At 62.7% G+C, this 18,941-nt stretch carries 19 protein-coding genes; 13 read left to right on the forward strand and 6 right to left on the reverse strand.

What is annotated here, in order from left to right; genetic code table 11:
• Window positions 1-164 precede the first annotated feature (164 nt).
• From flgH to flgF, 4 genes are read right to left on the reverse strand one after another with little or no spacing between them, the layout of a single operon-like run.
• Window positions 165-902, reverse strand: coding sequence for a flagellar basal body L-ring protein FlgH (flgH, locus tag BM364_RS05605; protein WP_092422003.1), 738 nt, complete (start codon window positions 900-902; stop codon window positions 165-167).
• A 15-nt stretch (window positions 903-917) separates the two neighbouring features.
• Window positions 918-1,865 (reverse strand): flagellar basal body P-ring formation chaperone FlgA, encoded by a 948-nt coding sequence (gene flgA / locus BM364_RS05610; protein WP_139232490.1) that lies wholly within the window; start codon window positions 1,863-1,865, stop codon window positions 918-920.
• 12 nt (window positions 1,866-1,877) lie between these two features.
• Entirely contained in the window at window positions 1,878-2,663 is a 786-nt protein-coding gene (gene flgG, locus BM364_RS05615) for a flagellar basal-body rod protein FlgG (protein ID WP_092422009.1), read from the reverse strand.
• 15 nt (window positions 2,664-2,678) lie between these two features.
• Window positions 2,679-3,416 (reverse strand): flagellar basal-body rod protein FlgF, encoded by a 738-nt coding sequence (gene flgF, locus BM364_RS05620; RefSeq protein WP_092423917.1) that lies wholly within the window; start codon window positions 3,414-3,416, stop codon window positions 2,679-2,681.
• A 289-nt stretch (window positions 3,417-3,705) separates the two neighbouring features.
• Between flgF and BM364_RS05625 the strand changes: the two genes are divergently transcribed.
• From BM364_RS05625 to BM364_RS05645, 5 genes are all read left to right on the forward strand, one after another.
• Window positions 3,706-4,227 carry a flagellar basal body-associated FliL family protein gene (locus BM364_RS05625; RefSeq protein ID WP_092422012.1) on the forward strand — a complete coding sequence of 174 codons (522 nt, stop codon included), beginning with the start codon at window positions 3,706-3,708 and terminating at the stop codon, window positions 4,225-4,227.
• Entirely contained in the window at window positions 4,227-5,390 is a 1,164-nt protein-coding gene (gene fliM / locus BM364_RS05630) for a flagellar motor switch protein FliM (protein ID WP_092422015.1), read from the forward strand. Before BM364_RS05625 ends, fliM begins: the two co-directional genes overlap by 1 nt.
• Window positions 5,390-5,851, forward strand: a complete 462-nt coding sequence (locus tag BM364_RS05635) for a DUF6468 domain-containing protein (RefSeq protein ID WP_092422018.1) — start codon at window positions 5,390-5,392, stop codon at window positions 5,849-5,851. The genes fliM and BM364_RS05635 overlap by 1 nt, the downstream gene beginning before the upstream one ends.
• Window positions 5,848-6,846 (forward strand): MotE family protein, encoded by a 999-nt coding sequence (locus BM364_RS05640; RefSeq protein WP_092422022.1) that lies wholly within the window; start codon window positions 5,848-5,850, stop codon window positions 6,844-6,846. Before BM364_RS05635 ends, BM364_RS05640 begins: the two co-directional genes overlap by 4 nt.
• Window positions 6,847-7,039: 193 nt before the next feature.
• Window positions 7,040-10,399: a hypothetical protein gene (locus BM364_RS05645; RefSeq protein WP_139232491.1), complete on the forward strand. Its 3,360-nt coding sequence runs from the start codon at window positions 7,040-7,042 to the stop codon at window positions 10,397-10,399.
• A gap of 114 nt (window positions 10,400-10,513) precedes the next feature.
• On the opposite strand, the gene fliP is transcribed toward BM364_RS05645, so the two are convergent.
• Both fliP and BM364_RS05655 read right to left on the reverse strand, forming a co-directional pair.
• The gene (gene fliP, locus BM364_RS05650) at window positions 10,514-11,281 is read right to left on the reverse strand and encodes a flagellar type III secretion system pore protein FliP (protein ID WP_425284877.1); all 768 of its coding nucleotides are present in this window, start codon (window positions 11,279-11,281) and stop codon (window positions 10,514-10,516) included.
• On the reverse strand, window positions 11,271-11,915 hold the full coding sequence (locus BM364_RS05655; protein WP_175528475.1) for a flagellar biosynthetic protein FliO: 645 nt from the start codon (window positions 11,913-11,915) through the stop codon (window positions 11,271-11,273). Before BM364_RS05655 ends, fliP begins: the two co-directional genes overlap by 11 nt.
• 175 nt (window positions 11,916-12,090) lie before the next feature.
• On the opposite strand from BM364_RS05655, the gene flgB reads away from it, so the two are divergent.
• The 8 genes from flgB to BM364_RS05695 all read left to right on the forward strand — a co-directional run bounded on the left by flgB (window position 12,091) and on the right by BM364_RS05695 (window position 18,933).
• The gene (flgB, locus tag BM364_RS05660) at window positions 12,091-12,498 is read left to right on the forward strand and encodes a flagellar basal body rod protein FlgB (protein ID WP_092422032.1); all 408 of its coding nucleotides are present in this window, start codon (window positions 12,091-12,093) and stop codon (window positions 12,496-12,498) included.
• A gap of 15 nt (window positions 12,499-12,513) precedes the next feature.
• Window positions 12,514-12,924, forward strand: coding sequence for a flagellar basal body rod protein FlgC (gene flgC, locus BM364_RS05665; RefSeq protein WP_092422035.1), 411 nt, complete (start codon window positions 12,514-12,516; stop codon window positions 12,922-12,924).
• 19 nt (window positions 12,925-12,943) lie between these two features.
• Entirely contained in the window at window positions 12,944-13,435 is a 492-nt protein-coding gene (fliE, locus tag BM364_RS05670) for a flagellar hook-basal body complex protein FliE (protein WP_244542778.1), read from the forward strand.
• Window positions 13,436-13,664: 229 nt separating this feature from the next.
• Window positions 13,665-13,931: a flagellar biosynthesis protein FliQ gene (gene fliQ / locus BM364_RS05675; protein WP_092422038.1), complete on the forward strand. Its 267-nt coding sequence runs from the start codon at window positions 13,665-13,667 to the stop codon at window positions 13,929-13,931.
• Window positions 13,931-14,701, forward strand: a complete 771-nt coding sequence (gene fliR, locus BM364_RS05680) for a flagellar biosynthetic protein FliR (RefSeq protein WP_244542779.1) — start codon at window positions 13,931-13,933, stop codon at window positions 14,699-14,701. Before fliQ ends, fliR begins: the two co-directional genes overlap by 1 nt.
• Window positions 14,702-14,704: 3 nt before the next feature.
• The gene (gene flhB / locus BM364_RS05685; protein WP_092422041.1) at window positions 14,705-15,790 is read left to right on the forward strand and encodes a flagellar biosynthesis protein FlhB; all 1,086 of its coding nucleotides are present in this window, start codon (window positions 14,705-14,707) and stop codon (window positions 15,788-15,790) included.
• A gap of 155 nt (window positions 15,791-15,945) precedes the next feature.
• Complete coding sequence (gene cckA, locus BM364_RS05690; RefSeq protein ID WP_092422044.1) at window positions 15,946-18,516, forward strand: cell cycle histidine kinase CckA; 2,571 nt, start codon at window positions 15,946-15,948, stop codon at window positions 18,514-18,516.
• A gap of 21 nt (window positions 18,517-18,537) precedes the next feature.
• Entirely contained in the window at window positions 18,538-18,933 is a 396-nt protein-coding gene (locus tag BM364_RS05695) for a DUF2237 family protein (protein WP_244542780.1), read from the forward strand.
• The last annotated feature ends 8 nt before the right edge of the window (window positions 18,934-18,941 follow it).

Genomic DNA, 18,941 nt, shown 5'->3' on the forward strand with positions numbered 1-18,941 from the left:
CCGGCCGAGTTGTCGCCAAATAGACAGAGGCGCAGCCGGGGAGCTGCGCCTCGTGGGGTGGCCGCATGGCTTCTGCCGATCGGCCGGGGCGATCTCTCCTGGATCTGCCCCGGGGAGCGACGGCGCCCTTTTGGGGACATGAGCGCCGTCGAATGGGTCAAGCCTTAGAAGGGCAGGATAGCGTCGAGCACCTGCTGGCCATAACGCGGCTGCTGCACATCGGTGATCTGGCCGCGGCCGCCATAGGAGATGCGCGCTTCGGCGATCTTGGTGGAGGCGATGGTGTTGTTGGCCTGGATATCGGATGGGCGGACGATGCCGGAGACGATCAGGTCGCGCACTTCGAAATTAACGCGGACTTCCTGGCGGCCTTCGATCACGAGATTGCCATTGGGCAGGACCTGGGTGATGACGGCGGCGACGGAGGTTTCGAGCGCTTCGGAGCGGTTGACCGAACCTGCGCCAGCGTCGTTGATGCCGGAGGTGAAGTCGATGGCGGCCGAGGGGTCGATGCTGCCACCCGAGACATTGGTGACGGCTGCGCCGAAGATGCCGCCCATGCCGGCGGAGTTGGACGAGGCGCGGTTCCGCTGGGTGGAGTTGCTGATCTTGGCGCTGTCGCTGACCGTAACCTTGACCGTGAGGATGTCGCCGACGCGATGGGCGCGTTCATCCTTGAAGAAGCCCTTGGCCGAGGTGCGGTAGAGCGAATTGGCCTGGTAGGTGTCAGCGATCGGAGCCGGCATCGGCATACGGACAGGCTGGTATCCAGCGAGGGTGGTCGGATCCTGGATCTGGGTCAGCGGTGGCGCATTGCCGACATTGGCGAGGCGATCCATGGTGTTGCAGCCGGCGAGGGCGGCGGCGAGGACGAGAACAGAAGCGATCTTGAAGGTGTTCATGGCGGGGTTTCCCGATTAGAGGCCGGCGAGCGACACGGAGCCACTGGTCACTTCGACCGTGCCCGGCGCTACTGCCGTTGCAGTGATGACGCGCTTGGAAGCGAGATTGAGAACCTGAAGACCGGCGCCGCGGCTGGCGCTGGTGATGGCCTGACCCTTGACGGTGAGGGTCATGGGGCCGCGCCGGTAGATGATGGTCACCAGCTCGTTCTTGGAGACGGCGAGCGGCGGGCTGATGTCGCTGGCGCGCAAGAGCATGCCTTCGCGGCTCTGGCGGTTGAGCGACATACCGACCAGCTGATCGAGCGGCACATAGCCAAAGGCATCGGCCTGGCTGGCCGGAACCGGACGCATCACCACGTGCTCGGGCAGGAGGATTGTGCCGGCTGGCATATTTGCAGCGAGGTGCGGCATGTCCACGGTCATGTCGATGGTGCCGGAGAGATCGAGTACGCGGTTCTGACCGGCCAGGACGAAGCGGGCCGTGAAGTCTCGGCCGCCGGAAGCATAGCGCAGCTGGTCGAGGCGGACGGCAACGCCACTGGTTGCAACCTGCACAGGATCGATAAAGCGGGAGAAACGCACGGTGGCGTTGACGCCCGGACCCATGAGCCCGCGACCGGAAAGATCGGAGAGGATCAGGCCGGTCAGCGTTCTTTCGTCGACGGTTGCGCCGGCCCGGGTGACGTTGATGGCCGATAGGCCATTGGCTTCGAAGCTAACGATACCAACGCGGGCAGCGGCGGCGCGGATGCTGGCGAGATCGACCGTGCCCGTGGTGCCAGGAGCGGGGGCTGAGAAGATCGGCTTTTCAGCCAATGCACCGGCCTCGTCGAACATATCGGCAACGGTGACAACCGTGTTGAGCACGGTGATGTCGCCGCGCAGGACCGGGGCTGCCTCGGCGCCGGCTGCGGTGAGCGCAAATGCGCTGACCATTGCGAGTTTGTGAAAGAGGGTCACCTGCGCCTCCTATCAGCGGAGCTGGCTCGTGGCCTGCATCATCTGGTCGGCGCCAGAGATCACGCGGGCGTTCATCTCGTAGGCGCGCTGGGCGGCGATCAGATCGGCAATTTCGGTCACCGAGTTGACGTTGGCCATTTCCAGATAGTTCTGCAGCAGGTTGCCGGTGCCATCGGTGTTGGGCACGCCCACCTGGGCAGGGCCGCTGGCCGGCGTTTCAAGGAAGAGATTGTCTCCCATCGATTCAAGGCCTGACTTGTTGACAAAGCGGGCCAACTGAAGCTGGCCGACCTGGGTGGGTTCGGTGTCGTTGCCGATAAAGGCTTCCACAGTGCCATCGGGCGAGATGGAGATGGATTTGGCGTCGCCCGGAATGGCGATGCCGCCCGAGACTTCAAAGCCGCTCGAGTTGACCAGCATGCCATCGGCGCTGCGCTCGAAGGAGCCGTCACGCGTATAGGCGGTGCGGCCATCGGGCAGGTCGATCATGAAGAAGCCTTCGCCACGGATGGCGACGTCGAGTTCGCGCTCGGTGACGTTGGCAGCGCCCTGGCTCATGACGCGCGGGGTTGCGACGGTGCGCACGCCCGAGCCGATCTCAAGACCGGCAGGCACCAGGGTGCCCTGATCCGAAGTCTGGGAGCCGGCGCGGGAGATCTGCTGATAAAGAAGGTCTTCAAACTCGGCACGCTGGCGCTTGAAGCCGGGCGTGCGCATGTTGGCGATATTGTTGGAGATGACTTCGACATTGCGTTCCTGCGCGCTCATGCCAGTCGATGCGATATAGAGAGCTTTCATGGCTGGTCCTCAATGTCAGGCGTTCATGGAGCCGAGGCGCTTGATGGCATCGCGACGCATGTCGTCCTGCTTCTGGCCCAGCGAGGCGATCGATTCGTAGGCGCGGGTGACGCGGATCATTTCGGCCATCTCGGCAACGCCCGAGACATTGGAGCGCTCGGTGAAGCCCTGAAGCACGCGCGAATTGGTAGCCGGGGCAGGGGTGCCGCCGGAGAACAGATTGTTGCCCTCGCGCACCAAAGCCTGAGGCTCGGCGAACTCGACCACGCGCAGGCGACCCTTGGCGCCTTCGTTGGAGGAAATCGCGCCATCGGCGGAAATGCGGATATCGGTTTCTTCGGGGCCGAACTGGATTGGTCCACCTTCGCCGAGGACCGGATTGCCGGAGAGATCGACGAGGGTGCCTTCGTTGTTCAGCTGAAAGGCGCCGGCGCGGGTCCAGCGTTCGCCGCCCGCGGTCTGAACGACAAAGAAGCCTTCACCTGCGATCGCAACATCGAGGGGCGCATCGGTCTGGACCATGGCGCCATCGGTGAAATCCTGAACGCTTGCCCAGTCCTGCACATAGGAGAGAGCGCGGTCTTCACCTGAAAAGTCGCCGTGGCTTGCCACGGGCATCTTGTACTCTTCGAACAGCAGTTGCTCAGCCTTGAAGCCGGTGGTGTTGATGTTGGCGATGTTGTTCGCCACCATGTCCATTTGACGCTGCAAGGCCATCTGGCGCGACAGGCCGATCAGTTGTGCATTTTCGATCATTGCGATCCCCGGTTTGGTATCCCCGAGATGGCTGACTTCCCCAAGCCTGCCGCCTCGCCTCCCAAATTGCAGAAACCGTGCCAGATGCATGGAGCTTGCAAATTCAACGGGTTAGCTGCGAGGCTCGGCGGAATTCGCCGAATGCCATTTTGGTTCTGCGGCAAATGCTGCCCGGCAGAAGTTGCCGGGTTGGGGTCAAAAGTAACCAAGCATTAACCAAGATGGCATTAGGTGGACACGCGGCCGGAATCGTCTGGTCGCGATACGTGCATCTGGTGGGGTTCGCATGGCGACGGAAGCAGAAATTGGTGGCGAGGCGCCAGCCAAGAAGGGCTCCAAAAAGCTCTTTATCATCGGTGGTGCCGCAGCCGCAGTGGTCCTGCTTGGCGGTGGCGCCCTGTTCTTCTTCATGTCCTCTTCGGGCGGCGCCCAGCCGGCTGCCACCGAAGCGCATGGCGCAGCGGCTGAGCATGGCGGCGAACACGGCGCCGGGCCGGTTGCCGACACGTTCATCTTCAATCTCGAGCCGATGATGGTGAACCTCAACAGCGAGAACGGCCAGCAGAACTACATGAAGCTGACCGTGGCGCTGGAAGTTGCCGACGAACACATGATGACTGAAATCCAGCCCAGGCTGGCCAAGGTTGTCGATGCCTTTCAGGTCTATATGCGCGAACTGCGCAAATCCGACCTCGAAGGCTCTGCCGGGGTATACCGGCTCAAGGAAGAATTGCTGCGCCGCGTGAACCTGGCCGTCTATCCCGCCCGGATCGAAAGCATTCTCTTCAAGGAAATCCTGGTGCAGTGATGGCCGGACCGACCGATCAAGACAAGCTTTCGGAAGACTGGGGCCTCGACGATCTCGATGCCGCCGGATCCTCCTTCAACATCCCGGATGGAGATGGCGAGGAAGACTGGGCTGCAATGCTCAAGGCCAGCCAGGATGCCGCCGCCGATGGCGGGGCAGACCGCGTGCTGAACCAGAATGAAATCGACAATCTCTTCGGGTTCGATGAGACGGCGGCAGGTGGGGTGGAACTGAGCGGCGTGCAGGCGCTGATCAATTCTGCGCTGGTCAGCTACGAGCGTCTGCCGATGCTCGAGATCGTCTTCGACCGCCTGGTGCGCCTTGCCACGACCTCGCTGCGCAATTTCACCTCCGACAATGTGGAAGTCTCGCTCGACTCCATCTCCTCGGTGCGGTTTGGCGACTATCTTAATTCCATTCCGCTGCCGGCCATTCTCTCGGTCATCAAGGCCGAGGAATGGGAGAATTATGGACTTCTCACCGTCGACAGCAACCTGATCTATTCGATGATCGACGTGCTGCTCGGCGGCCGCCGCTCGGGTGTCAATGTGCGGGTCGAAGGCCGCCCGTATACGACGATCGAGCTGGCGCTGGCGCAGCGCCTGATCGAGGTCATCCTCGAAGACACCCAGCGTGCCTTCGAGCCGGTGACCACAGTCAATTTCAAGCTCGAGCGCATGGAAACCAATCCGCGCTTCGCCGCGATCTCGCGGCCTAACAATGCGGCGATCCTGATCGAGCTGCGCATCGAGATGGACGATCGCGGCGGCAAGATCGAAATTCTCTTGCCCTACGCCACCATCGAGCCGATCCGTGAACTGCTGCTGCAGATGTTCATGGGTGAAAAATTCGGTCGCGATCCCATCTGGGAAGGGCATCTGGCCACCGAGATCTACCAGGCCGACGTGCAGATCGAGGCGGTGTTGCACGAGCAGGAATTGCCGCTGTCGCGTCTCCTGGCGCTCAAGCCGGGTGATACCGTGATGTTCGAACGTTCGCCGAGCGATCCGATCCTCTTGCGCTGCGGCGATGTCGATCTGACCGAGGCCACGATGGGCCATATCGGAAATTACGTATCTGTGCGGGTCGAGCGCCCGCTGAATCCTCCCAAGGTCACGATGGCGGCCTTCGAGGCAATTGATGAATCCATGGAAGGTCGTTGATGTTTGGTTTGTCGATGGGATTGTTCATTGAGGGCGCAGTCGCCGTTCTCATGGCGCTGACCCTGGGATATTGCGTGATCCTGAACCGGCGTCTGGCGCGCCTGCATGCCGATCGGGAAGCGCTGCGGCTGATGGTGGGCGACCTCGTCACCGCCACCAATCTTGCCAATCAGGCGATCAAGGAACTCAAGGCCACCGCCATCGAGGCGGACATGACACTGAGCGTGCGGCTCGAAGAGGCCGAGCGTTTCGGGGTGGAGCTTGCCAATCACGTCAATGCCGGCACGACGCTGATGCAGCGGATCGTACGCGTGACCAATGCGGCGCGCCAGGCACCGGCCGGTCAGCCGATGATCTCGGCCGCCAATACGACCGATACGCTGGTGCGCGAGCCGAACAAGGTGCGTGCGGCGCTCGAACAGCTTTCCGCCCATGTGCGTAGCCGTGGAGTTGCCGCGTGACTCGCGTTCGCCTGCTTCCCGTCGTCATTCTGCTGATCGGGGCACTTCTGGTGCTCAAGGTGTTCGGCCTCGTGACGCAGGGTCACTATGTGCTCTCCGGCCCTAGCCAGGCTCTGGCGGCCGGAGGTGGCGGCGGTGGCGGGCATGGCGAAGCGGCCCAGCCCTCGGCCACGACGACGCTGCAGCAGCCGACCCTTTCCGATGCCGCGCCGACGCTTGCCAATACGACCCCAACGCTCGGGGAACAGGCGGCAGATGGTGGCCACGGGGCGCCGGCTAGCGGCGGGCATGGTGCGCCCGCGGATGCGGGGGATGGTGAAGAAGCTGCGGAAGCCGGACACGATGCGCCTGAACATGGTGGCGGGCATGGCGGCAGCAATCCGGTCGCCGAATTCAATGCCTGTGCGCCGCGTCCGGTGGGTGAGGGCAGTGAAGCCGGGCAGCTGACGGTGATGGCGGGGGATTGTCCGCCGCTGCTCGATGCGCGTCCGCAGATGGCAACGCCGGCCGGCAATGTCGAGATCGGGGCGAGCGACCCTACGCTGACCGAGCAGGTGCTGCTCGATCGCCTGGCCGCGCGCCGCGGCGAACTCGAATCCTACGAGCAGGAACTGGCAATGCGGGCCTCGCTGATCGATGCCGCGGAAAAGCGGGTCGACGAGCGGACCTCGACGCTGGCAGCGCTCGAAGCGCAGATCGCAACGCTCGTGGAAGAGCGCAAGCGGCTCGAAGAGGAGCAGTTCACCTCGATTGTGTCGATGTATCAGACGATGAAGCCCAAGGATGCCGCCAGCATTTTCGACGCGCTCGAGATCGATGTGCTGGTTCGAGTGGCCAAGATGATGCCGCCGCGCAAGATGGCGCCGATCCTAGCGGCCATGAGCACGGCGCGGGCGCAGGAGCTGACGGTGCGACTCGCAGCAGAGACCAGCGAGAATCCGGAAAGGATGGGCGCGGCCGATCTTGCAGCGCTGCCCCAGATCGTCGGGCAGTGAGTCAACAAACAGGCCCGCAGCGTTGAAACTGCGGGCCTTTTTCTTTTCTCCTTGCCGAATTCACCGCGCAGGGCGCCCGCCTGTAATCGGGTGTTAAGCATGCCCGACTAGGCTGGGGTCAGTTCTAGTCACCGTCATTTCGAACCCAGAAGGGTTCTAGGGGAAATGCGGTTTGCGTCGGGCAGGTGAAGCCGTGAAAGTCACGTTCAACAAGGGTTGGCTCCGGCCTCGGAACCGTCTGGCCGCCGCCTTTCTCTCGGCGAGCGTGTTGTCGCTCTCGGTGGCTATGGCGGCCGCGCAGGAGCAGGCCCAGTTTTTTGCCACACAGGAAGACGGCTTCGGCCGGGTGGTGGTGAGTTTTCCCGATCTTGACGAGATGCCCGAATATGCCATGCGCATGAGCAATGGCGTGTTGTCGCTCGACTTTGCCGAGCCGGTGTCGATGGTGCTGCCCGATGTCACGGCCATCATGCCCGAATATCTTTCGGTGGCGCGGATCGATCCCAATGGGACGGGGCTGCGCATGGGATTGCGCACGACCCTCAACTTCAATCGCACCGAAGCCGGCACCAAGCTGTTTATCGACCTGCTGCCGCCGGACTGGCAGGGGCCGCCGCCGGCGCTGCCGCCGGACGTGATTGCGGAGATGGAGCAAAAGCGGGCACGGGTGGCCCTGCGTGCGGACCAGGCGCGCAAGGCGCGCGTGGTGGCCGAAGAAAACCCAAGGGCGAGCCTGCGCATCGGGCATAATCCAACCTTCCTGCGCCTTCAGTTCGACTGGACCATCCCCACTGCAGGCGTATTCGAGCAGACTGGCGAACAGGGTGCGCTCGACTTCGAGTGGCCCGTAGATATCGACCTGCGCGAACTCGAAACGGCGCTGCCGGCCGAAATTGTGTCGGTGAAGAACACGGTTACGGCCGATGGGAGCGAAGTAGGCCTGCGCTTTGCCAAGGGCGTGACGCCGCGCTTTTTCGCAACAGGGCCCGGGCAATATGTGCTCGATATCGATCTCGAGGGTCGAGAACTGCCACAGATCGCAGCGGCATCGCTCGCTGCAGGGCTGCCTGCGGTGTCCCACAACGAGGGGGGAGAGGTTACAAGCGCTGCCCGTGCCCTAGCGCCGCTCGATGCGGTTGCGCCCTCGGAAATCACGCCATTCGTCACCATGCTCGGCAGCACGGTGCGCGTAGTGTTCCCCTTCGAGCAGGATACCCCGGCAGCCGTGTTCCGGCGGGGCGACTCGGTGTGGATGGTGTTCGACACGCTCAGCGGCATCCGCGTTCCCGACGATCTCAAGGATCTCTCGGTGATTTCGCGCGAGTTTGTCGCCAACACTTCGGGCAATACGCAGGTGGTGCGGATCGATCTGGCGCAGGATCGTCTCGCCACGCTCGGCTCGGAAGGCCAAGCCTGGGTGCTGTCGCTGGGCGATGTAATGATGGCGCCGACCGAGCCCATGGCGCTCAACCGCCGTCGCGACATGCGCGGCGAATTCGAGATGGTCGCCGATGTGGTGCGACCCGGCCGGGTCCATGATTTTCAGGATCCACTGGTGGGCGATACGCTCAAGGTCGTGACGGCCTATCCGCCTGCGCGCGGCATCACCCGATCGCTCGACTATGTCGATTTCACCGCCATGCAGAGTGTGCATGGTCTGGTGGTGCGGCCCAAGGCCGAGCATCTTGAGGTAGCGCTCGACAATGCCGAGGCGGTGATTTCGGTTCACGATGGGTTGCAGGTGTCTTCGACCGACACCCTGCGGCAGGACCTCTCCTCCATGGTGCCGAGCCAGCGCGCCAGCTTCATCGATTTCGATCCGCTGGTGCAGCCCAATCCGGGTCTCTTCAGCGCCGAGCGCGGAAAGCTGGAGACGGCGGCTGCGGCAAGCGAGGGGCGGGCCCGCGACGCCGCCCGGCTCGATCTCGCCAATTACCTGACCGCCAATGGACTTGCGCATGAGGCCATCGGCATCCTGCGGGTAATGGAAAGCACGGTGCGCAACGAGGACCTGCTCAACAAGGTGCATCTCAGCGGAGCTGTCGCCAGCATCGTCGCCGGACGGCCGCGCGACGCGCTCGTGCATCTTGATCAGGCGGCGCTGGATCAGGATATCGATGCGCTGTTCTGGCGGGCGATTGCCCGATCGCACAACGGCGACTTCCGCGGTGCACGGGCCGACGCGATCCAGGCCTATTCGATCATCGACACTTATGCGCCCTGGGCGCGCGAGATGTTTCTTCTCGCGGCAACCCGTGCTGCCGTCGAGGAGCACTATGCGGATCAGGCGCGGGAGATGATCGGCGACGTGGTCTTTGCTTCGCTTTCGGAGAACCAGGTTGCCGAATTCAACCTGCTTTCGGGGCGCATCGCGGAGGCCGAAGGGCGTCTGCAATCAGCGGTCGACACCTATGGGCAGGTGATCGCCTCGGAACAGCGCCAGTGGCGGGCCGAGGCGGTGTACCGGACCCTGCAAATTCTCGATCAGGAAGGGCGGCTCGATGTGGCGCGCGGGGCGCAGACCCTTGCGGCCGAAGCGCTGCTCTGGCGGGGCGATGCGCTGGAAGCCTCGATGCAGGGCATGCTGGCCGATCTCTATTTCCGACAGGGGCAGTATCGGCAGGGTTTCGAATCGGTGATGGCGGCGGTAGCCAGCGATCCCGAGAGCAACCAGGTTCAGGCACTGAGCGACCGTGCGCAGGGCATGTTCAACGACCTGTTCCTCAACGGACTGGCCGATTCCGTCGGCCCGGTCGAGGCGCTGAGCATCTACTACGATTTCCAGCAGCTGACGCCGCCGGGCGCCCGCGGCGACGAAATGATCCGCAATCTGGCGCGCCGGCTGGTGCGGGTAGATTTGCTGCCGCAGGCTGCAGAACTGTTGCAGTATCAGCTCGATAACCGCCTGCGCGGAGTGGCGCGCACCCAGGTCGCCTCGGATCTTGCGGTGATCTATCTGGCCGAGCACAAGCCGGCCGAAGCCATGCGCGTGCTGATCGACACGAGGCTGCCGGATCTGCCGGAATCGCTGACGCGCCAGAGGCGAATTCTTGAAGCACGCGCGATGCTCGACGGTGGCCGCGACCAGCTGGCGCTTGATCTTCTGCGCGACATGAGCGGGCAGGATGTTGAGCTGATGCGCATCGACGCGCATTGGAGCGCCAAGCGCTATGCGCAGGCAGGGCAGATGATCGAAGCGCTTTATGGCAGTTCGCCAGCGGGCGTTCCGCTTGCAAAGCCCGCGCGCATGGCCCTGCTGCAGGCCGGGGTCGGCTATGTGATGACCAATGACCCAAGCGGACTGGCGCGCCTGCGCAGCAAATATGCCGATGCCATGGTGGCTTCCCCGGAATGGCCGATGTTCGACTACATCACCGGTCCGGTGCAGGCCAACAGCACCGAGTTCCGCCAGGTTGCGGCGCAGATCGCTTCGGTCGACGGGCTCGAGACCTTTCTTGCGGCTTATCGGGAAACCTATGAGGGGCAGGGGGCGCTGACGCCGGTTTCGGCCGGCGACGAGGCCCCGGGCGATGTTGCGGCGCTGACTGAGTAGGGTGGCGCTACGTCTTTGCCCCCTCTGTGGCGACCCGAGATCGTTGGCGGCATGGACCACCCGGACAGGCCGGGTGGTGACGGCGGCGAAGGGGACGATGACGGTGACAGTGGGCTAAGCCGTGAAACTTCGGACCAGTGAGCCGACGACAAGATACCAGCCGTCCACGAGGACGAAGAAGATCAGCTTGAACGGCAGGGAGATGACCACGGGCGGAAGCATCATCATGCCCATGCTCATCAGGACCGAGGCCACCACCATGTCGATGATGACAAAGGGCAGAAACAGCAGGAAGCCGATTTCGAAGGCGCGGCGCAGCTCGGAAATGAGGAAGGCCGGGATCAGCAGCTGGAGCGGGATGGCTTCGGGCGTGGCCGGAATATCGGCTTCGGTGAGATCGTAGAAAAGCTGCAGGTCCTGCTCGCGGACATTGGCGCGCATGAAGGCGTGGAGCGGCGCGGTGGTCGGTTCAAAGGCCTCGGAAATTTCGAGTTCGCCCGCAAGCACCGGCGCGATGCCGTTGTCGTAGCTTTGCTGCAGCGTGGGCTGCATGATGAAGAAGGTCAGAAACAGCGCCAGCGAGATCATCACCGAATTGGGCGGGGCGGTCTGCAGACCGATGGCCGTGCGCAGAAGCGAGAGCACGACCACGATGCGCGTGAAGCTCGTGACCATGACGAGGATCGACGGGGCCAGCGACAGGACGGTGATGAGGCCGATAAGCTGAATGGCGCGCTCGGTAATCGCCGTATCGTCGCCAAAGCCGATCGAGAGATCCTGCGCATGCGCAAGGCCGGTCGCGAGAAGGCTGAGGCCAACGGCGAGGCAGAGCCCGGCTATGGCGCCTTTGCCGAGGCGCCTGGGCTTCGCGTCAGTTTCGATTGGCTTCGCTTGGGGTATCGTGGTCACGCCCTGCGCCTTCATTGGCCAGCTTTGTTGTTTCCTCATTAACTGAGTCGGCGTAGTGCGCGGGCGAAATGTCGGCGCTATGCACTGCTGGAGCAGCATCGGGATTGCCGACCGGACGCAGGAGGCCCGTGTGGCGGAGCGAACGGGGCGCGGGTTCCCTGGTGCGATTGGCTTCGCGCGCCCGATCGATGGCGGCGCCATGACCGGCTGCCGCGCTTGCCGGGGGGATGGCGACCTTGGGCTCGCTTGTCTGCGATGGGCGGCGTCCATTAGCGATAGGCATCTGGCGGCGCGTGGGCTGGGTAGCGGTCTCTTCGGGCGGAACGATGCCGCTTTCGATCACCACATCCTGCGGGCCGCCGACCAGAATCAGATGTTCCACATCGTCGCGGCGCACCATCAGCAATTGCCGCTTCTGATCCAGAACCAGGCTATCAACAATGCCGAGGCGCCGATTGCGCCCGCGCACGCCATTGCTGGACACGCGGAACACCAGCTTGAGCAGCCAGACGCCCAGGACGATGAGGACGAGCACGATCCCGAGGGCGAACAATGCGGTGAGAAGCGCATTTTCGGTGCCGCCGAACAGGCTGGTGAGAAAGTTCACTGATTCTAACTCCACAGAAGACTTGGGTGATTCTGGCGGGCATTTTCTGCCCAGTCAAACCGGCCGGACTGCATTATGCGAGGCATATTAGGACAGTATGACTGCTCGATTAACGCTTCTTTAACCACAAATGGGCAGGATTTGCCCAGATAGCTGGACTCAAGGGGTGGCGAGAATGGGGCTGATGGACATGCCGGTGTTTGCGGCATTGACGGACAAGATGCGCTGGCATCAGGCCCGGCAAGGCGTCTTGGCCGAGAACGTCGCCAATGCCGACAATCCCGGCTTCAAGGGCAGGGACCTCAAGCAGTACAGCTTCGAGGACCGGTTCACCGTGGTGACGAGCCAGCCGGTGTCGACCCGGGTGACCCAGCCCAAGCACTATTCCACCTCGATCGGCGGCAATACCAGCTTTGCTGACCAGAGAATGGTGAATTTCGAAGTGACGCCAAAGGGTAACGGCATCACGCTCGAGGACGAGATGATGAAGGTGACCACCAATATGATGGATTACCAGGCCGCGACCTCGCTTTACCAGAAGTCGGTGAAGATCCTGCGCACCGCGCTCGGCAAGACAGCTTAAGGAAGGACCTGGAGCATGGATTTCAATACCTCTATCGGCATTGCTGCGACAGGCCTGCACGCCCAGTCCGCCCGCATGCGGATCATCGCCGAAAACATCGCCAACGCCGATTCCACCGCAACGACGGCCGGGGGCGAGCCCTATCGCCGTCGCGTTCCGACCTTTGAAACGGTGATGAACCAGGAGCTTGGCGGGCGCGTCGTGACAATGGGCAAGCTGGCCCTCGACCAGTCCGACTTCAACAACCGCTATGAACCGGGTCATCCGGCAGCCGACCAGAACGGCTATGTCCAATATCCCAACGTCAACACGCTGATCGAGACGATGGACATGCGCGAGGCCCAGCGCAGCTATGAGGCCAACCTCAATGTGGTTTCCATTTCTCGCCAGATGCTCGGGCAGACGCTCGACATCCTGCGCGGCTGATCCTTAGGAGTTCACCCCGATGGCCTCGACGCCGTTCAACATCGCCGCGACGGCCTATGGCAATGCCAGCCGCCTTGCGACCCAGCCTTTCCGTCCCGAAGCCGAAACCGCAATCGCAGGCGTCGCATCGGGTCCGAACTTTGCTCAGATGCTGGCTCAATCGGTGCAGGGCGTCGTCGAGACGCGGGCCGCCGACCCCTCCGCCATGGCTTCGCTCGGCGATGCGGCGAGCCGCATGCTTTCGCAGGCCGCCCAGCCAGGCGCGCAACTGGGCTCGGCAACCGGGCAGCCGGGTGGCGATTTCGCCCAGATTCTGGCGCAATCGGTGCAGGGCGTGGTCGATAATGGCCGTGCCGCGGACCGGATGGCCATCGACATGGTCAACGGCAAGGCCAATGTGGTCGACATGGTGACGGCCCTGAGTCAGACCGAATTCGCGATTGAAAGCATTGTGACGATCAGGGACCGGGTGATCCAGTCTTACGAGCAGATCATGAGCATGCCGATCTAAGGTTGATTGGTGGGGCAGGGGCCGACTGACAGGCATTTACCCCTCACCCTTGACCCTCTCCCCATAGCGGCGAGGGGACTGGGGTTATGGTCTCGCGGGCAATGGACCTTTGTCCGGAGTGATGCCCACAGCCATCAATGGTGGGGCGCCGTTAACACTTCGGCAATCATTCGCTCCGGATTCGGGAATCAGCTACCATCGGCGGCGTGACTGGATAAGGATCGCTGTCGTGACCGGCGCCGAAGTACTCGACATTGCCAGCCAGGGCATCTGGACCCTGATCATCGTGTCGCTGCCGATGATGCTCGTGGGGCTGGTGGTGGGCGTTGTGATCGCGCTGTTTCAGGCGCTGACGCAAATCCAGGAAATGACCCTGGTCTTCGTGCCCAAGATCATCGCCATCTTCGTGACCATGCTGCTGACCCTGCCCTTTCTCGGCGCGACCATGGCGCAGTACATGAACCGGGTGGTGGACATGATCATCGTCGGTGGCTGATGCTCGATCTGGCCCTTGATTGGGCGCCCGCAGCGGCTTTCACCTATCTGATCCTGTTTGCGCGCATTGGCGCCATGCTGATGCTCCTGCCCGCACTGGGGGAGCAGACGATCCCGGCGCGGATGCGGCTGTCCTTCGCGCTGCTTTTCACGTTCGTGCTTTATCCGGTGCTGGCCGATGTGCTGCCGGATATGCCAGCGACGACAGCCGGGGTCGTGGGGCTGCTCTTTCACGAGGTCGCTGTCGGGTTGATCATCGGCGGGATCATCCGCATCACGGTGATGGCGACGCAAGTGGCCGGGGCGATCGTTGCCTTCCAGACCGGGCTTTCCGGCGCCATGGCGTCCGATCCGACGCAACAGGGCATGCAGAGCGCGGTCTTTGCGAGTTTTCTCTCGTTTCTCGGCATCACGCTGATCTTTGCCACCGATCTGCACCATATGGCGCTCGCGGCGATTTTCGACAGCTATGCGGTGTTTTCGCCGACCATGCCGATCATCTCCGAAGATGCGATGCAGCTGGCGGTGCGGACGGTTTCCGGTGCCTTCTCGGTCGGGGTGCAGATGTCTGCGCCGTTTATCGTTTTCGGGCTCGTCTTCAATTTCGGAGCGGGTATTCTGGCGCGGCTGATGCCGGCGCTGCAGGTCTATTTCATCCTGATGCCGGCCAATATCCTGGCCGGGCTGATTTTGTTCGCGCTGTTGCTGATGATGATGATGGGCTGGTATCTGACCGCCTTCGAAAATCATCTGGCGATGTGGCGGGGGTAGCCGATGTCGAGCGAAGCGCCCGAGCAGGACAGCAAAACCGAAGATCCTTCCCAGCGAAAACTCGAGGAAGCGCATAAAAAGGGCGATGTAGCCAAGAGCCAGGAAGTGACCACCTGGTTCATGCTGGTGGGCGTGGCGATCATTTGCGCCACCATGGCACCCTGGACCGCACAGCAGATCAGCCAGCCGCTGCAGCTGATCATGATGAATGCCGATCAGTTCAATGTCGAAGGGTCAGGGTTCGGCGCCTTCTTCAACGGGCTCGCCTTTGCCATGATCGGGGCGGTTCTCGCCCCGCTCGGTGTGCTCTACATCTGCGGCGTGGTGGCCAATCTGATCCAACACCAGCCGCTGTTTTCCGCCGAGCCGATCAAGCCGAAATTCTCCAAGGTTTCTCCGCTCGCTGGCGCGAAGCGCCTGTTCTCGGCGGATGCGCTGGTCAATTTCGGCAAGGGGCTGGTCAAGATCACGGTGGTTGGTGTCGTCGTCGTTCTCGTGATCTGGCCGGAGCGCGACCGGCTCGACACGATGATGACGGCGGACCCGATCATCATCCTGGCGGACGTTCAGGAAATCGCGGTCAAGATCATCACCGCCGTGCTTGTGGTCGTCACATTCATCGCCGCTGCGGACTACTTCTATATGCGCCACAAATGGTGGAAGAAGCAGATGATGACCGTGCAGGAGACGCGCGACGAATACAAGCAGATGGAAGGCGACCCTCATGTGAAGGGGCGCATCCGCCAGCTGCGGCAGGAAAAGGCGCGCAAGCGCATGATGGCGGCTGTGCCGGATGCAACCGTGGTGGTGACCAACCCGACCCACTATGCGGTGGCGCTCAAATACGAAAAGAATATGGCTGCGCCCAAATGCGTCGCCAAGGGCGCCGACGCCGTGGCCCTGCGCATCCGCGCCGTTGCCAAGGAAGCGGATGTGCCGATCATCGAGAATCCGCCGCTGGCGCGCGCGCTTTTTGCTTCGGTCGAGGTAGACGACGACATTCCCGGCGAGCACTATAAGGCGGTGGCCGAGATCATCGGCTTCGTCATGCGGCTCAAGCATGGGCAGGGCTGGAAGGCCCGAAATTAGAGACGCTCGCCTTGTCCGAGCAACAGGGCTGCGCTTTGGCGTGGCTTGACGACGGGAAAAACCGCCTACGGCCTCCCATGCTGGCGGTCCATTTGCTAGACCTGTAGAAACTGTCCCGAATCGGGCCAACTTTCGCGCGCTGGAGCATTCGACCTATGGCAACGACGCCGCTCGGCGAGGACAACTATCCCGATCCTCTGGTCTCCTCCTCTCGCGGCGGTGCAGGGCTTTGGCGCGTCGCGGCGCTTGCCGTGGCGCTGATCGGGGCTGCTGCCGGCTTTGCTCTCCTCGGGGACAGGATGCCCTCGGAACTGGTGATCCTGTTTGTGGGTCTGCTGGCGGTTGCCGGGGTGTTCTTTTTGTTCGGGCTTGCCGCGGGGCTTTTCCGCTTTGCCTCGACCGATGAGCGGCGCACCATCGCCCGTGCGCTTGTGGATACGGTCAATCGCGGGATCGTGGTGGCGGATCGCGACGGCAAGATCGCCTATGCAAATGCGCAATATGGCTCGTTTCCGGGGGCGCTCAACAACGGCGTGCCGGTGAGCATAGCGCGGCTGTTTTCCGGCCAGGCGGATGCCGGCGAAGCGATCTACCGGCTGACGCGCGCTGCCAAGGATGGCCGCAGTGCCATCGAGGATATCCGGATCGTGGGTGGCCTAGGCGGCTCGCAGACCGAGACGCTGCGCGCCTTCTGGTACCGCGCCTCGGTGCGGCCGCTGCCGGAAACCGACGATACCAGCAAGCCCATGGTGGCCTGGACGGTCGAGGACATCACGCGTGACCGCGAGCGCAACGAAACGGCCTTTCTCGACCTGCAACGCGCCATCGACTATCTCGATCACTCGCCGGCCGGCTTCTTTTCGGCGGACGATCAGGGGCGGATCCAATATCTCAACTCAACGCTGGCTGACTGGCTGGGCTATGATCTTGCCGAGTTCAATGCCGGCCAGCTGAGCCTGGGCGACGTGGTGCGCGGAGATGGCGCAACCTTGCTGATGCGCGGGCGCGGCGACGGGGAAATCCGCACAGAAATCATCGATATCGACCTGGTGCGGCGCAATGGCACCGCCCTGCCGGTACGGCTGCTGCATCGGGCCGCGCGACTGGCCGATGGCGAGCTGGGAGAAACGCGGACGCTCGTGCTCGATCGCTCGAGCGCACCCGAAACCGAGGAAGAACTGCGCGCGGCCGAAGTGCGCTTCTCGCGCTTTTTCAACGATACGCCCTTTGCCATAGCCACGCTCGATGCTGCGGGTCGCATCGTGCGGACCAATGCGCCATTCGGCCGGATTTTCCGCTGGTCGGGCGAGGAAAAGAGCCTCGAGATGCAGCCGATCCAGGAACTGATCGGGGAGGCGAGCCGGGAAAAGCTGAGCCGGGCGCTGTCGGACGCGCAGGCGCAGCGCAGCGAGGTCGAGCCGGTCGATGCCCTGCTGAGCGTCGAGGGCGACCATGCGGTGCGGCTCTATATCTCGGCCTCGGAGGTGAGCGCCGGCTCGCCTGAACAGGTCAACGTCTATGCGCTCGACATGACCGAGCAGCGCAAGCTCGAGGCCCAGTTCGCCCAAAGCCAGAAGATGCAGGCAGTGGGCCAGCTTGCCGGTGGGGTGGCGCACGACTTCAACAACCTGCTGACGGCCATTATCGGCTTTTCCGATCTTTTGCTGCTCAAGCACAAGCCGGGCGATCCCTCGTTCAACGAGCTGATGCAGATCAAGCAGAATGCTAATCGGGCGGCGGGTTTGACCCGGCAGCTCCTGGCGTTTTCGCGTCGGCAGACGCTGCGGCCTCAAGTGCTGGAACTGCCGCTGATCGTCGATGACCTGACCGTGCTGCTCAAGCGCATGATCGGGGAAAAGAACCAGTTGTCGGTCGAGCATGGGCGCAATATCTGGCCTGTGCGGGCCGATGTCGTGCAGCTTGAGCAGGTGATCATCAATCTCGTGGTCAATGCGCGCGACGCCATGCCCGATGGCGGCTCGATCACCCTGCGCACGAGCAATATCACCGAGGACGAGGCTCGTAGTCTCCGGTTCGAGGGCATGGCGGCGGCCGATTATGTGCTGATCGATGTGGAAGACACCGGCACCGGCATGTCGCCCGAAGTGATGGCCAAGATCTTCGAGCCGTTCTTCACCACCAAGGAACTCGGCAAGGGCACGGGCCTGGGGCTCTCGACCGTCTATGGCATCGTCAAGCAGACCGAGGGCTTCATCTATCCGGTTTCGACTGTGGGCGTGGGCACGACATTCAAGATTTTCCTGCCGCGCTATGTCCCGACAGCCGAGGAAGCGGCTGCAAAGGTTGCCGCTGCCGCGGCGCCGGCCAAGGACCTGACCGGGCACGAACGCATCCTGCTGGTCGAGGACGAGGAAAGCGTGCGTGCCTTCTCCGCCCGCGCCTTGCGCGCCACGGGCTATGAAGTGTTCGAGGCCGATAGCGGTGAGGAAGCGCTGTTTGTGCTCGAAGACCTCGACTACAAGGTCGACCTGATCATTTCCGACGTGGTGATGCCCGAAATGGACGGCCCCACCATGCTCAAGGCTATCCGGCCGAAAATGACCAATCTCAAGATCATCTTCGTTTCAGGCTATGCCGAGGAAAGCGTGCGCCGGGATATCGAGGACGACCAGAGCGTCGACTTCCTGCCCAAACCCTATTCGCTCGACCAGATCAATACCAAGGTCAAGGAAGTGCTGCAGCGGCTGGACAAGTCCGATGCTTGATGTTGTGGAGCATGGGATTTCGTGACGGCACATCCGCGGATCGAGGGACCCACAGAACTCAATGTGCTCGGGGAGGCTCTGCAGCCCTGTTCGGACGATCCGTTGACCGGATTTTTTCGCACAGGCTATTGCGCCGCCGGGCCGGAAAATGCGGCGGTGCACCTGATCTGCATCGCGGTGACGGCAGAATTTCTCCATTACTCGCGATCGGTCGGCAATGACCTGTCGACACCGAGACCCGAATTCGGTTTTGCGGGGCTGGTGCCGGGAAACCGGTGGTGCCTCGTGGCGGCGCGCTGGTTGCAGGCGCATGAAGCGGGGATGGCGCCGCGCGTCTATCTCCGTGCGACCAATCGCAAGGCGCTGGGCCTCGTGCCGATGGACGTTCTGCGATCCTATGCGCTGGACCTGAACTGAGGCGTTCA

The sequence above is a fragment of the Devosia crocina genome, assembly GCF_900116545.1.
Lineage (GTDB): Bacteria > Pseudomonadota > Alphaproteobacteria > Rhizobiales > Devosiaceae > Devosia > Devosia crocina.

What these genes read in the sequence shown, in the direction of transcription:
- flgH (WP_092422003.1), bottom strand. Translation starts at nt 902, where the DNA reads ATGAACACCTTCAAGATCGCTTCTGTTCTCGTCCTCGCCGCCGCCCTC.
- flgG (WP_092422009.1), bottom strand. Translation starts at nt 2,663, where the DNA reads ATGAAAGCTCTCTATATCGCATCGACTGGCATGAGCGCGCAGGAACGC.
- BM364_RS05625 (WP_092422012.1), top strand. Translation starts at nt 3,706, where the DNA reads ATGGCGACGGAAGCAGAAATTGGTGGCGAGGCGCCAGCCAAGAAGGGC.
- fliM (WP_092422015.1), top strand. Translation starts at nt 4,227, where the DNA reads ATGGCCGGACCGACCGATCAAGACAAGCTTTCGGAAGACTGGGGCCTC.
- BM364_RS05635 (WP_092422018.1), top strand. Translation starts at nt 5,390, where the DNA reads ATGTTTGGTTTGTCGATGGGATTGTTCATTGAGGGCGCAGTCGCCGTT.
- flgB (WP_092422032.1), top strand. Translation starts at nt 12,091, where the DNA reads ATGGGGCTGATGGACATGCCGGTGTTTGCGGCATTGACGGACAAGATG.
- flgC (WP_092422035.1), top strand. Translation starts at nt 12,514, where the DNA reads ATGGATTTCAATACCTCTATCGGCATTGCTGCGACAGGCCTGCACGCC.
- fliE (WP_244542778.1), top strand. Translation starts at nt 12,944, where the DNA reads ATGGCCTCGACGCCGTTCAACATCGCCGCGACGGCCTATGGCAATGCC.
- fliR (WP_244542779.1), top strand. Translation starts at nt 13,931, where the DNA reads ATGCTCGATCTGGCCCTTGATTGGGCGCCCGCAGCGGCTTTCACCTAT.
- flhB (WP_092422041.1), top strand. Translation starts at nt 14,705, where the DNA reads ATGTCGAGCGAAGCGCCCGAGCAGGACAGCAAAACCGAAGATCCTTCC.
- cckA (WP_092422044.1), top strand. Translation starts at nt 15,946, where the DNA reads ATGGCAACGACGCCGCTCGGCGAGGACAACTATCCCGATCCTCTGGTC.